The organism is Bradyrhizobium sp. CCBAU 53351, from assembly GCF_015291745.1.
Taxonomy (GTDB): Bacteria; Pseudomonadota; Alphaproteobacteria; order Rhizobiales; family Xanthobacteraceae; genus Bradyrhizobium.
The window spans coordinates 508,528-521,545 of record NZ_CP030060.1; the positions used below are offsets into that span (position 1 = coordinate 508,528).

General features: G+C 57.6%; 10 protein-coding genes. 3 read left to right on the forward strand and 7 right to left on the reverse strand.

Annotation, left to right across the window (positions count from 1 at the left end; genetic code table 11):
- Positions 1-83: 83 nt before the first annotated feature.
- The 3 genes from XH83_RS37410 to XH83_RS37420 all read right to left on the reverse strand — a co-directional run bounded on the left by XH83_RS37410 (position 84) and on the right by XH83_RS37420 (position 4,738).
- Positions 84-1,682, reverse strand: coding sequence for a nickel-dependent hydrogenase large subunit (locus XH83_RS37410; RefSeq protein WP_128930104.1), 1,599 nt, complete (start codon positions 1,680-1,682; stop codon positions 84-86).
- A gap of 57 nt (positions 1,683-1,739) precedes the next feature.
- Positions 1,740-2,702, reverse strand: a complete 963-nt coding sequence (locus tag XH83_RS37415) for a hydrogenase (RefSeq protein ID WP_128930103.1) — start codon at positions 2,700-2,702, stop codon at positions 1,740-1,742.
- A gap of 593 nt (positions 2,703-3,295) precedes the next feature.
- The gene (locus tag XH83_RS37420) at positions 3,296-4,738 is read right to left on the reverse strand and encodes a sigma-54 dependent transcriptional regulator (protein WP_128930101.1); all 1,443 of its coding nucleotides are present in this window, start codon (positions 4,736-4,738) and stop codon (positions 3,296-3,298) included.
- Positions 4,739-4,936: 198 nt separating this feature from the next.
- Here XH83_RS37420 and XH83_RS37425 point away from each other — a divergent pair, with 198 nt between their 5' ends.
- On the forward strand, positions 4,937-6,745 hold the full coding sequence (locus XH83_RS37425) for a bifunctional diguanylate cyclase/phosphodiesterase (RefSeq protein ID WP_128930100.1): 1,809 nt from the start codon (positions 4,937-4,939) through the stop codon (positions 6,743-6,745).
- Positions 6,746-7,421: 676 nt separating this feature from the next.
- On the opposite strand, the gene XH83_RS37430 is transcribed toward XH83_RS37425, so the two are convergent.
- Positions 7,422-8,600: a cytochrome P450 gene (locus XH83_RS37430; protein WP_128930099.1), complete on the reverse strand. Its 1,179-nt coding sequence runs from the start codon at positions 8,598-8,600 to the stop codon at positions 7,422-7,424.
- A 14-nt stretch (positions 8,601-8,614) separates the two neighbouring features.
- On the reverse strand, positions 8,615-9,823 hold the full coding sequence (locus XH83_RS37435; RefSeq protein WP_128930098.1) for an ABC transporter substrate-binding protein: 1,209 nt from the start codon (positions 9,821-9,823) through the stop codon (positions 8,615-8,617).
- A gap of 125 nt (positions 9,824-9,948) precedes the next feature.
- On the opposite strand from XH83_RS37435, the gene XH83_RS37440 reads away from it, so the two are divergent.
- Positions 9,949-10,404, forward strand: coding sequence for a MarR family winged helix-turn-helix transcriptional regulator (locus tag XH83_RS37440; RefSeq protein WP_128930097.1), 456 nt, complete (start codon positions 9,949-9,951; stop codon positions 10,402-10,404).
- A gap of 337 nt (positions 10,405-10,741) precedes the next feature.
- Positions 10,742-11,689 carry an AEC family transporter gene (locus tag XH83_RS37445; RefSeq protein ID WP_128930096.1) on the forward strand — a complete coding sequence of 316 codons (948 nt, stop codon included), beginning with the start codon at positions 10,742-10,744 and terminating at the stop codon, positions 11,687-11,689.
- A 73-nt stretch (positions 11,690-11,762) separates the two neighbouring features.
- Here XH83_RS37445 and XH83_RS37450 read toward each other — a convergent pair whose 3' ends face one another.
- Both XH83_RS37450 and XH83_RS37455 read right to left on the reverse strand, forming a co-directional pair.
- Positions 11,763-12,572 (reverse strand): alpha/beta fold hydrolase, encoded by an 810-nt coding sequence (locus XH83_RS37450; RefSeq protein WP_128930095.1) that lies wholly within the window; start codon positions 12,570-12,572, stop codon positions 11,763-11,765.
- Between the two features lie 67 nt (positions 12,573-12,639).
- Positions 12,640-13,014 carry a cupin domain-containing protein gene (locus XH83_RS37455; protein ID WP_128930094.1) on the reverse strand — a complete coding sequence of 125 codons (375 nt, stop codon included), beginning with the start codon at positions 13,012-13,014 and terminating at the stop codon, positions 12,640-12,642.
- Between the last annotated feature and the right edge of the window lie 4 nt (positions 13,015-13,018).

The window sequence follows — 13,018 nt, forward strand, 5'->3', positions numbered from 1 at the left end:
TGATCCACCGTGGTTCGCTCGGCCTGCGAGAATGACCAAACGAAGCCTGTTGATGCAATCCAGTGACTCGAGCGAGTTTGCGGTCAGGCTGTTCTAAAGCGCGCCAGTTCCTCTCCTGTCTTTGCGTCGTGCGCGTGGACCGTGCAAACCAAGCACGAATCATAGGAGCGGCAGACATGGCCGACTTCAACGGGATCGCTCGGATCCTTGATAGGCGAGCCGATCAAGGCCTGCTCCATCGGTCCTCGGGTGCCGTCCGCCGCCCGCGGTCCAACATTCCAGGTAGTCGGCGCAATGATCTGGTAGTTCTTGATCTTGCCGTCCTTGACGTCGATCCAATGGCACAGCGCTCCTCGGATTGCCTCTGTGGCGCCCCAGCCGCGCCCGTCGCGCTCGTTGGGCTTGATATACCACGGGTCGTTCAGCCGAAACTCACGAAGCGCGTGTTCAGCTTGCCGGTATAACTTGACACCTTCGTGCATGCGGGCGAAGTGCCTGAGCATGACGCTGGCGCCCCCCAGCTTCTTGTACATATCAAGGACCAGCGGATCGTAATGTTGCCAGCTCTCGCCGTGCTTGCCGCCTGCGATCAGCTGCCGCGATAGCGGCCCAGCTTCGAGCCGGCCGCTTTCATCGTGACACACGGCGGTGGCCCAGGAATACTTTCCACCCATGTCGACGGCGTTCTTCTGGGTCGGTACAGTCTTGCGGTCAAACGGATGCAGCCCACCCGGCTCATCGTACCAAGCATGGGCTGTGTCTTCGCGCGTAAAGTTCTGGTCCATGAGCTTGAACGTATCGCTACGGCCATCGTAGACGCCGCTCTTCATGATGACCGCGGCGTTGCGGCCTTCGATCGTCGGTTTCTGATACTTGTCCTCGTGGGGAAGGTATCCCCAGGACACGAAGCGGCCGTGACCTTGACCATACTTGTCCATGCCGCAATCGATGCTCATCCGCCAGAACATGCCCAGATCAGAATTGGCGTGGTGCGGCGTTTCATCAAGCCAGGCCATGAAATCGTCATAGCTTTTGATTTGTTCGTACCGCTCGAGCGAGCAGCCTAGCCATATCTTTTCCATCCATTCGCGGCGGAAATACTCGAGGATCGACCAGGCGCGCGTCACGTCGGTGAGCGTCGGGGCACACATCACCCCGCCCGGTACCATGTAGCTCGAGTGGGGCCATTGCCCGCCCAGCAGAGCATAGATTTCGACGGGCTTGCCAGAAATCGTCACGCCGATTTCGTAATTTGCGCCGGTGAAGGGAGCGTAGCGCCTCACCGCCTCTTTATAATATTTCGAGCTCGAATAATTCTTGTGAGTGTAGTCGATCATGAAGAGCCCGTAGTGATGGCGCGGAAGGCTCTGCAGACTCTCGACGAGCTGGCCGAGATTTCGGGCCAGGATGGCGTTGCGTGGCACCTCGGTCTGCCAGGCCGTATCGAGCGCCCATGCGGCGCAGGTCAGATGCGAGGCGCCGCAAATGCCGCAGGCGCGCGGTGTGACAACGAGGCCGGCTTGGGGATCCTTGTCACGCAGAATGATTTCGAAACCGCGAAACAGCTCCGCTTGGGTCCAGGCGTCGACCACGACCCCATCCTGGATGTTGACACGCACGTCGAGATCGCCTTCGACCCGGCCGACCGGCGAAATGTCCAGAGTTTGCACTGCGCTTGGCATGTGAATCGGTTCCTGATGACTGATGGTTGAGCGACAGGTCTGTGAGCAGGACACTCGTCAGACGACGAAGATGTCTTCCTCGGCCCATGCTGGTGAGGCGGCTTTCGCGGCCGCGGTCAGCTTGACGTAACCGGCTTTGTCAACGCCGGACGGCAGATCCTTGGGCACGCCCATCAGAGTCTGGGTCTTGAATACCGTCCCGGGGGCCAGCTCAAAGAACGGAAATTCCGGCTCGGTACAGCCCATGCACGGCATGCCTGCTCGGGTCTTCGACGATTGCCGATTCCAGAGAATGCGGTTGCAGGGTGAATGCGTCATCGGTCCACGGCAGCCGAGATCGTAGAACAGGCACCCCTTTCGCTGGCCATATTCCGTGGCTGAGACCTTATAGGCAAAATGCATGTTCCGCGTACAGCCGGTCTGGGTGAAGCTCGTGAAAAACGTCTTTGGGCGTTGAAACTCGTCGAGCGAGAGTTCAGCACCTCTGCCGGTCGCCACCGCGACGACAATTTGCGTGATCCAATCCGGATGGGCTGGGCATCCCGGTATGTTGATGACGGGCAAGCCTGCCTTTGATCGGTAGCTTGTGCCGAGATAGCCACCTTGCTGACGTTTGAGAAATTGTAGTCCTTGGCTTTCTGACGGATTGGGAGCAGTCGCGGGAATACCGCCATATGTTGCACAGTCGCCAATCGCGACAGTATAGCCGGCGACCTTGGCAAGATCGGTGACCCAATCTTTCATCGGGCGGCCCGCAAAGCGATTCCATTCGCCAGTGCCATTCGGCGCGTTGACCACCGTGCCCTCGAACACGAAAATATCGAGCGGCATCTGTCCTGATGTCAGCGCGTTGAGAAGCTTCTTCAGATTCTCGCCGAGCTCAAGGCCGAGCGATGGGTGCCATAGGACGTTGATGCCGAAATCTGTGACGAGATCACAGGCGCTTGGCTCCTCGGCATTGAGAAACGACATCGTGTTGCCGGAGCACGCTCCCCCCTGGAGCCAAAGAAGATTAGTCATCTATTTCCTCCACCAAATCAGACGCGCTGGCATGGCATCTTTGTCGGAAGGAGGTAGCAAGGACCATGCCGAGCGGCTCGTACCTTGCAATTTTCAAAAAGCTCAAGGATTCTAAGCGTCAGCTGACTTCGCAGGGCGATCTACGGTGTGTGACGCCGCGCATACTAAGTTTGCTATGCATACCAGCTTGTCAATGTAAGCAATGATCGTTGCAGCGCATCAAATATTGCAAGGGTTGGCATTAGTCCTTGTTACGGGGTGACGGTGCCCAAAGCTCCTTCCCTGAGGCAGGCTGAAGTATCGCTCGTTCGGTGCTGATTTTTTGAAGACGAGCAGCGGTACTCAGCCGTGACGATTGCCACATGCAGGACAATCGACCTCGAGCAGATAACCGTACCAGATGCCCTCGCAGCGGCTGCACCAATGTCCAGTCAATTGGCGCTCCGGCAGACCGAGCCTTCTGGAAAGCAGGCTCAGCCCGAGATCCTTTGCTGGCGTCCTGCGAGCAGGCGAAACTCGCGACTGGGGGAAGCGCACCAGGTTGGGTGAGGGATCCCTCTTAAACTGATCTTCGTTGCGTACCATCGGCTGTCTCACTCTGCCTCATCGAGGCTATAGCGCTTGATCTTGTTGGAAAGTCCAACGCGCGAGAGTCCAAGTTCGTTCGCAGCCTTGCTTTGATTCCACCGATGCCGCGACAGCACTTCGGCGACAACTTGCTTTTCGAGGCATTCGACCTTTTCTTTCAAGGTGGTGCCCCGCAGCTCGTACCCGCCGGCTGACTTGAAGCGGGAGCGCGGCGGGGCCGCCAATATAGCGGGCGACATGTGCGTGGTGGTGACGTACTCCCCCTCCTCCGTCAGTGACACCATGCGGCGGATTTCGTTCTCAAGTTCTCGAACGTTTCCCGGAAAGTCGTAAGCGGAGAGCTTTTCGAGAACGGCTGCAGAAATTCCAAGGATCTTGCGCCCCATCGCCTCGCTGTGCTTGGCGGCAAAGAACTCCGCTAGCACCGGGATATCCTCTCGGCGATCACTCAGCGAGGGAACTTCCAGCTCGAATCCCCGCAGGCGGAAATAGAGATCCTGTCGGAATTTGCCCGCGGCGACCAACGCGCGGAGAGGACGGTTGGAGGCAGCGATAATGCGGACATTGCTGGTGACGATCTTGTCGGAGCCGAGCGGCTTGACCTCTCCCTCCTGCAGGAAACGAAGCAGGCTCACCTGAAAAGATGAAGACACCTCGGATATTTCATCGAGGAATACCGTTCCCCGGTCCGCGGCGCGAAAAAGGCCCAGCCGGTCTGAGACAGCGCCCGTAAAAGCGCCGCGCTTGTGCCCAAAGAGCTCGGATTGTAAGAGCTCATCGGACATCCCCCCGCAGTTTTGGACCAGCAACGGGCTGTCGCGGCGGCCAGAGTTGTAATGAATGGCGCGAGCGAGAAGCTCTTTGCCCGTCCCCGTTGCCCCCTGAATCAAGATAGGCAGCTCCGTTTTGGCTGCTTTTCGCGCGAGCTCGCTGAGGTTGTGTAGTTTTTCACTGACGTAGACGAGCTTTTCGAAACGGCGGCTCTCCGGCTGCATCGGCAGAATGGGCCTTGCGTGAATGCCTGTGGCATTCGCTGGAAATTTGAACTCTCGTGTAAGAAGGCGATGTCGACGGGCAAGTTCACGGGCCTCAAGGCCACGCTCCACCATAAGTCCAATCTGGTTGGCGTCCAGCGGCTTACGGATGAGCTGATAGATGCCGGCGGGCGCCATTTCCCGTTGGCCGATCTCGGTCTTGGCCTCGAGCGCCAGGATGCGGATCACGTCAGGATGAGATACTCGTAGATCAACGAGGAACTTCAGACCTTTGCCTTCGCCATACTCGACGAGAGCAATGTCTACTTGGGCGTCGGCCAGGGATGCCCTCGCATTTTCGACCGAATCGGCGGAAAGAACGCGGTAGTCGTATTGGTCTGACAAGGTGTCTGCGATGGCAGCCCATTCAGGGCCGCTCCGCGCGATGATCAGCACTGTTTGCAGGTCGCGCATGCAACATTCTTTCCAAAATGCAAAGCAGGTTAGCAATATCTGCAAGATAAATCAACTTCGCGAGGCTTGCGCTGTCCATAGTGGTTCGGCAGGTCCGTGAACCCGCAATTAACCCCGCCGCAATTCCCCAAAGGCCGGCAACCTTTTCGCAGCTTCCCCCACTTACTATCGCGGCCTCGCTGTTTGGGGGCAGTGCAAATGGCATTTCCGGTCAACTTTATCGCGGCGGCGCTTGCAAGCTGCATGAACGATGTCCGCTGTTGGTTGACTGCAGCAAAGCCTAGCCCGCTAGAATCATGTCGCTCTGGCGAAGCCGGCCCGCTCGAGCAGCTTAGATTGGACAATGACCGTTTGAGGCGCGAGCTCAAACGCCTGAGCGATTTCCTTGATACCTCTTCGGAGGTCGTCTGGGAAACCGATGACCAGCTGACGATTACAAGCGGCAAGGAAGACCTCGGGCTGCCGGCCGGCCAAATTGGAATCAAGTTGGCGGAGGCCTTGGGGATCAATCCGCTCGCGAGCAAATCCTGGATCGAATATCTGCAGGCTCTTTCCAATCGAAAGCCATTTCGGGGGTTCGAAATCTGCTTGGACGGACGTGCGGGGGACGAGCTTTGGCTGGAGATCAACGGCAATCCGACATTTGCGAGGGGTAAATTCCAGGGTTATCGAGGCACCTGCCGGAATGTGACCGAGCGCAAGCTGCACGAGGCGCAAATTGCATTTCTGGCGGCCCACGATCCCCTCACAAGACTGGCCAACCGGCGCAGCTTTCACGAGCTTGTGGAGCGCGCGGTTGGAACACGAGGGCGGCACAAGCGCATTGCGATTTTGTGTCTGGACCTTGATGGCTTCAAAAGCGTCAATGATACGCTTGGACATGGCGTTGGCGATGCCCTGCTGCTTGAGGTGGCGCAGCGATTGAAATCTTGCGCCAAGACGACAGACCTCGTCGCTCGGCTTGGCGGGGACGAGTTCGCGATTCTGCGGGTTGATGCCGCCGATCCTGAGGACGCCAGCAGCCTCGCTGAGAGAATCCTCGCATCCATTGGCGAACCCTACTTCCTCGATGAACACCGGGTGATGATTGGCACGAGCATTGGCATAAATATCACGGCATGCTCCGAAAACGGAACAGACGAAGTGATTAAGAATGCCGATGTGGCGCTCTATCAGGCAAAGTCCGATGGACGCGGCACCTATCGAATATTCCAGAACGAAATGAACGTCCGTTTGCAAGAGCGCCTGCAGCTCGAGGTAGACCTTCGCCAGGCTTTGCAACGATCTGAGTTCGAACTGTTTTATCAGCCCATCGTGAATATCGAATCCAAGCAGATTGTCACGTTCGAAGCGCTCTTACGCTGGCATCATCCGCAAAAAGGGACGATACCCCCTACGACCTTTATTCCCCTCGCCGAAGAGACAGGGCTCATCGTTCCGATTGGTGATTGGGTGCTTCAGCAGGCCTGCCGCGATGCCGCATCATGGCCGCAAGACGTAAGAGTTGCGGTCAATCTGTCGTCTGTTCAATTCAGGCGCGGAGCCTTGGAACTGTCCGTGACCCGCGCCCTGGCTGCTGCGGGCTTGCATGGGTCTCGTCTCGAACTGGAGATTACCGAGAGCATTCTGCTGCACGACGAAGAGATCACGCGCGACATTCTCAATAGGTTGCGGGTGCTAGGAGTTCACATCGCCATAGATGACTTCGGCACAGGCTACTCCGCATTGAGCTATCTGCGGAGCTTCCCATTGGACAAGATCAAGATCGACCGATCCTTTGTGCAGGATCTCAGCCGCGAGACGAGCGCGGCGGCGATTGTCAGGGCAATTTCCGAGTTGGGGCAAGCCTTGGACATGACCATTGTCGCTGAGGGGGTTGAGACAGCTGAGCAGCTTAGGATTCTTGGTGACCAACGCTGCACGCAAGCCCAAGGCTACTTCATCGCTTACCCCCAGCCTGCGGCGCAGCTGATCCGCGTCATTGAGGAGCTGAAAGCTGTTGCCTAATCTGGAGCTGCCCAAGGTTCGAGAACCCCTCGGCTATTTTAAAGCGGAAGCCACCCGCTGAGGTCTTGATGCACCTTAACACTTCGAGCCGTTCGCGCCAACACCGCGGCGGGCCGCTACTGATGTAGCCATTGGGGGCAAAGCTAGTCTACATGCTGGCAGGAGAGACTCAACGAGGAGATCAGGAGAACAAAACAGCCCTCAGGCAACAAAACGCCTTGCCTACTCCGATCATGGCTTTGAAGCTTTTCACGCTATTCTAGAAAGCCCGAATGCCTGAAAGGACCTCCCTACACTCTTGTGGCGGCCAAGTCAGGGAGGGGGCAGACAACCGGTCTTTTGGCGGAGCTCCCTCTCGTCTTTTTTGACCTGACACTGCGCCTTTGTATTGCTCAGGCCGCATGCATCGCGAGCCCAATTCGGGACAAGTGCGTGATCGTCTCGCTCATTGTCGTTTGGCACCAACGCTGAAATTCTGCCGATTGTCTGTCCTTGACTTGGCGCCTCCTGAAAACGGTAGTCTTGCGACGTTTCAAGGCCTGAGAGGCTACGCTGTTGAACAGGGCAGCAAACCAACTGCGGCTTGCCCGCCTCGCGGCCGACCCTAGTTGGTAGCATGGGAATTGCTCTGTCGATGATGGTGGTCTCAAGATCGGACAGTGCCACCATTGGTCGCTCAGGCAGCAGTCACGCGGACTGGCATACTTTTGAGCCCCCGAAGGGTGTTATTTAGCATGCGCTCGGGTTCGGCAATGAGTTCAATTGATTTTACCCGCTTCGCAAGTTCCGTTAGAACCAACTCACCCTCCAAGCGTGCGATCATCTGGCCCACACAAGCATGAATGCCGGAGCCGAAGCCCACATGTCCTGTTACAGGTCGCTCCACATCGAAGCGCTCGGGCTCTTGCCAACGAGCCGGATCACGGTTGGCGGATGCCATGAAGACCAGCACTTTGGTCCTCGCTGGTATGATATCGCCCGCCATTTCCACTTCACGCGAGGTGGTGCGGAAGAAGGTCTGCACAGGTGAATCATAGCGTAGCCCTTCCTCAAACGCATTGCGGGCGAGTGCCGGGCGCTCGTGTAGTTTGGCGAATTGCATTGGATGGCTTGCGAGTGCAAGCAAGGTATTCCCCAGTCCATTGATCGTCGTGTCGACACCCGCAGTTAGGAATGGCCGGACCAAATGCGTGGCCTCGTGTTCAGTAATCTCACCTGCATCAGCAGCTTCGTAGATCATCGTTCCAATGCCATCGGGTCTGAGCGCGCTGCGTGCGCAACGGTCCATGATCCATTTCTGCGCGGTCAGCCCTGGATCACGAGATCTGGCGAGAATGTGATTATCCGGTCCGAAGCTGTTGAAGACGAACGTGCTCCAGGCAAGCAGGTTCTCGCGTCCCTCCTCTGAGACGCCAATGGCGTCGGGGAACACCTTTAGGGGATAAGCTATGGCCAGATCTGTCATCGCGTCGAAGGTCCCCCGCTCGACGAGCTCGCCGATTTTCCTCTCGGCCTCCTTCTGAAAGGTGTCGCGCAGGTTCTTCGCTACGCCCGGTGACATGGTCCGGGCGAGGATTCGGCGTCCCTTCTCGTGATCGGGCGGGTCGATCTGTAGCGTCATCGGCCGGGGCAGCGCTGGGTTCATACCCTTTAGGCCGACGCCCTCTCCGCTGATGAAGGTCTGCCAATCCTTGAGCGTGGAATCAACCTGCTCATACCGCGCCATGGCCCAGATGTCGTACGGCTCGATCCTGAACACCGGTCCCAGTTCGCGAAAGGTCTGGTACGCCGGATACGGATCCCTCAGCACCTCATCAGCGAACGGATCGATCCGAGTAGAAGCAAACTGGCTCATGGCGGCCCCTCGACTTATTGTTTGCTGAGAGGACAATTGCCCTCGTTCTCGGGTCTGAAGGCATCTTCGCCCTTGATGATCCCGACAACCTTCAGGAGGTCCCACTTGGATTTCGACTGGTCGGGCGATTTGACCTGGAGGAGATAGAGCGGATGGATCTTACGTCCGTCCTTGCGGATGAAACCTTTGCCGAACAAGGAATCGTCGGTCGGAAGCTCCTTCATGGCGGCAACGACCGCCCTACCGTCTTTCGCGCCACCGACCTTGTCGACGGCCTTCAGGTAGTGAATGACGCCAGCGTAGACGCCGGCTTGCATGTCGTTGGGATAGGCCTTGGATGGGATGCGCTCCGAGAAGCGCTTGGCGAAGGACCGGGTGGCCTCGTTGAGGTCCCAGTAGAACGGATTCATGATTTGGGCGCCTTGGGCGAATTGCAGCCCGAGAGACGGAATGCCGTTCATGCCCAGAATCAGACCGACCAGTTTGTGATCTTTGGTCAGGCCGAACTCGGCGGCCTGCTTCATCGAAGTGATCGTATCGTCGCCGGCGTTGGCGATACCGATGATGTCGGCGCCGGAAGCCTGCGCCTGCAGCAGGAACGAGGCGAAGTCGGCCGTCCCGAGGGGATGACGGACGGCTCCGAGGACCTGTCCCCCGGATGCCTTGACCGATTCGGACGCCTGCTTCTCCAGATCGTGGCCGAAGGCATAATCGGCCGTGATGAAGAACCACTTTTTGCCGCCCTGCTCGACGATGGTCTTGCCGAGCCCGCGGCCATAAGCATAGGTGTCGTAAGTCCAGTGCACCGTATTCGGCGTACACTTTTCTCCAGTCAACAATGCCGTACCGGCGCCAGAGCCGACGAACACCTTGTTCTTTTCGGCGCTCATCCCCGCGACTGCCAGCGCAATCGCCGAGTTGGGGACGTCGAAGATTGCATCGACGCCCTCATTCTCATACCAGCGACGCGCGATGTTGACGCCGGTGTCCGACTTGTTCTGGTGATCCGCACTGACGACTTCGACCTGCCTGCCGCCAGCCTTTCCGCCATAATCCTCGACAGCCAATTGAGCCGCGATGACGGACCCAATGCCCTGATAGCTTGCAAATGCTCCGGACTGGTCATTGAGAACGCCGAGCTTCACCGTTTCCTGCGCATCGGCCGATCCGCAAATCAGCGCAAGCAAGGAGACGCACGTCGCCAATAGGCTTGTCACCCTCATGGATACTCCTCCCGGCTACCGTTGCGGTCTCAGCCGCATAATACTTATATTTTATAAGTATATTGGGCGATGTCAATTCGGCATGCGTCATGATAGATGCGAACGTGGATGACCCAGGGGAGCTAATGACAATAGCAACAACGGCGGCAGAGAAGCAGCTCGATTTGGCCGCACTTCGCAACGTCCCGGGCTTCGTGATCCGATTGATCCAGTTGAAGTTCTTCGACGGCTTCTATGAGACCTTCGCCGAGCTCGGACTGACGCCTGCGACCTACGCAATCCTCATGCTGGTGCGGGACAACCCGGGGGTCGTTCCGAGTAGCATCGCAGCACTGTTGCGGCTTCAACTCCCGAATTTGACAAAAATTCTGCACCAGCTCGAGGACGCGGGTCTGGTGAAGCGAAGCCGGTCCAAAATCGACCGGCGTGCGATTGAGATCACATTGACGTCGAAAGGCGAGAAATTGATGAGGGACGCCGTCCGGCTCACGGCGCCCTATAACCGCCGAATGCTTGCTCCCCTTAATGAAACGGAGCGATCCACTTTGATCGGCCTGCTAAATCGGATCTGCCCCTTTTAGACTCTTAATCAAATCTTGACCGTATCGTTTACAAGGAGAAGACATTGGCCATTCGCAATCAGGCGGCTGATGCGCGCGCATCCTCGCGCCAAGTTCACCAGGATGCCACGACTGGCCTTAGCGCGAGCTGATGCGCATGCGCCTCGACATCGAAGTTAGTCTGCTGCTGGAACGAAGCCGCGTGCCAGGCGGTCGAGAGCGAGGTGCACCTCACCGCTTTTTCGCTCGCTGCGCTTCATCGAAATTCAAACAGACTGCCTATTGAATTTCGGGTGGACCGCGGCGCCGGTCTGGACTAATCGTCGGCATCACAATCAGTCTGCTCGTCAACCCCGATATGAATGTACTTGCGATCGTTGCTCCGACCTTTGGGCTCATTGCTGTGGGCTACGCCGCAGCTGTTAGCGGACTGGTTTCAGAAGGTGCGCAGAAGGGCATTTCCGAGTTCGCATTCTCGATTGCAATACCAGCGCTTCTCTTCCGGACCATCGTCATCTCGCAATTTCCTGCTATGAATCCTTTGCTGGCATGGGGCGCCTACTATGGCGCTGTCGCCCTCACCTGGATCGCCGCTCTAGCTCTGTCGGCACGCCTGCTTCGCGTGACGCCCGCGGCCGGCGTTGTCGCAGCCACGAGCGCTGTGTACGGCAACATAGCGATGCTCGGTATTCCGCTCGCGCTCACGGCGTTCGGTCCGAAGGCGGCGGGGCCAATGGCGCTGATCCTTGCCATTAACACACCGTTGTTATGGCTCAGCGGAACACTTCAGATCGCCTGGATCGAGCGGAAAGATGGCGCCTCGATTTGGGCACTTGTGCTTCGCCTCCTGTTAGATCTTTTGCGCAATCCGATCATAATCGCGATTGCAGCTGGCTTCTTTTGGCGAATGACCGGGGCAGGACTGAATTCGCTGGTAGATCGGACTTGCGAGCAACTCGCTCAAGCCGGGTCTCCGGCAGCTCTGATCGCGCTGGGGGTCGGCCTTATGCGATTCGAACTCCGCGGAGAAGCACTGAGCCTCGCGGTCATGTGCTTTCTGAAGCTCATCATCATGCCCCTTGTTGCCTGGACGCTGGCCTTTCCCGTTCTACATCTGCCGCCCTTGGTTGGCGACGTCATCGTTCTATTTGCGGCCATGCCGGCAGGGGCCAATGCGTACCTGTTCGCCACGCAGTACAAATTGCTGGCGAACTCAACGTCTGCTGCGGTTGCTTTAGGCACGCTTTTGTCGGCAGTGACGCTTCCTTTGCTCATTACGATCTTGCTGATGAATCCACTCGAATAGCAACCCCGCGTTCAGCCGCCGAAGGCCTCATTGCGCACAGCCTCGGTGAGCGCTTTAGCGATCGCCGGGACCTCTAAACGTCAGCCAGGAACGCTGCAATTTGCGTCCACATGGCGATCGGATTGGAATACATCGGGAAATGGCCGCACGCCGGAATCTCGGTAAGGCGTACGCCATTTGTGCGAAGCAGGCCGAGATAGGATAACGTCGCATTCTGTTCGCCGTACATGAACATCTTCGGGCAGCGAAGGCCGATAAACTTTTGCATCAACTTTCCACTGTCCGACAGATCGACCATCGAGCGGAATATTCCAGGTACCGCAGCCGCCCTCACTTTGTGATGAAGACTGGAAGCGTAGAGCGCGCTGGCATAGGCTGGCATATGCCGGGTTCGGTCGATAAAATCGGCGAAGAACCGCTCCACGTTCTGCTCCGGAAATTGCAAGATCTGCCTGCTGAGGAAGCAGTCCTCGGGCGCAATGTTTCCCTCGATATTGACGAAGCTGAGTACGTGTTGGGGATACTTGTGCGCGAGCAGAAGTGCCGTCAGACCACCCATGGAGTGGCCAACGAGATGAAATCGGTCGAGCTTAAAATGCTCGATTACGCGCTGCGCAGTCTTTAACAAGAACGGAATTGAAATGTCTGATAGATCCGCGCAATACGTCTCTCCGCAACCCGGTGCGTCATAGGCGAGAAACGGATGCGCCGCGAGAGCTTCGTGGCGCACGATGTCAGCGTAGTCTTCTTTGGTAGATCCGAAGCCGTGCAGGAAGACGATTGGCGCCGCTTTTCCGGCGCGATGAATCGCTGACAGGTTCAATTCGACGCCATCAACTTGTGACGGCAACCGAACCAAGGCCAGTTCACGGTTTTCCGGCACGGCTTTCCCTTTGAAGCGTTAACGGGCAAAGCTGGCTCTCGCTTTGCAGCAAGAGCCAGGCCACTGGCTAAGTCTGTCCGAACCCGGATCCCGGCTTCTTATATTCGGGCCGGGGTGGGCTGAAGATGTCGAGCACACGGGCGCCCTCGGGACCAGCTCGCATGGTGTGAGGGACGTTGCCGGGCGTACGCCAGAAGTCGCCCTTGCGCACAGGGATCTCCTCCCCTCCCTGAATCCTAATGGCAGTGCCGTCCAGCAGCACGCCCCATTGTTCCTCAGGATGATGATGGAGCACGCCTTCGGCGTGCGGTGCGAAGCTCACCACCGAGAGCATCGCGTGTTCGCCCGAAAAGATGCGCGTGGTGAGTCCGGGCGCCAGCTCGCGAAGCAAGCCGTCATCCGGTGTATCAAGATTGTGAAATTCCTTTTTCTGGTCAGTCATGTCG

Bases quoted from the DNA above. Each gene is read 5' to 3' on its own strand.
- XH83_RS37410 (WP_128930104.1), bottom strand. From the start codon at position 1,682: ATGCCAAGCGCAGTGCAAACTCTGGACATTTCGCCGGTCGGCCGGGTC.
- XH83_RS37415 (WP_128930103.1), bottom strand. From the start codon at position 2,702: ATGACTAATCTTCTTTGGCTCCAGGGGGGAGCGTGCTCCGGCAACACG.
- XH83_RS37420 (WP_128930101.1), bottom strand. From the start codon at position 4,738: ATGCGCGACCTGCAAACAGTGCTGATCATCGCGCGGAGCGGCCCTGAA.
- XH83_RS37425 (WP_128930100.1), top strand. From the start codon at position 4,937: ATGGCATTTCCGGTCAACTTTATCGCGGCGGCGCTTGCAAGCTGCATG.
- XH83_RS37430 (WP_128930099.1), bottom strand. From the start codon at position 8,600: ATGAGCCAGTTTGCTTCTACTCGGATCGATCCGTTCGCTGATGAGGTG.
- XH83_RS37435 (WP_128930098.1), bottom strand. From the start codon at position 9,823: ATGAGGGTGACAAGCCTATTGGCGACGTGCGTCTCCTTGCTTGCGCTG.
- XH83_RS37440 (WP_128930097.1), top strand. From the start codon at position 9,949: ATGACAATAGCAACAACGGCGGCAGAGAAGCAGCTCGATTTGGCCGCA.
- XH83_RS37445 (WP_128930096.1), top strand. From the start codon at position 10,742: ATGAATGTACTTGCGATCGTTGCTCCGACCTTTGGGCTCATTGCTGTG.
- XH83_RS37455 (WP_128930094.1), bottom strand. From the start codon at position 13,014: ATGACTGACCAGAAAAAGGAATTTCACAATCTTGATACACCGGATGAC.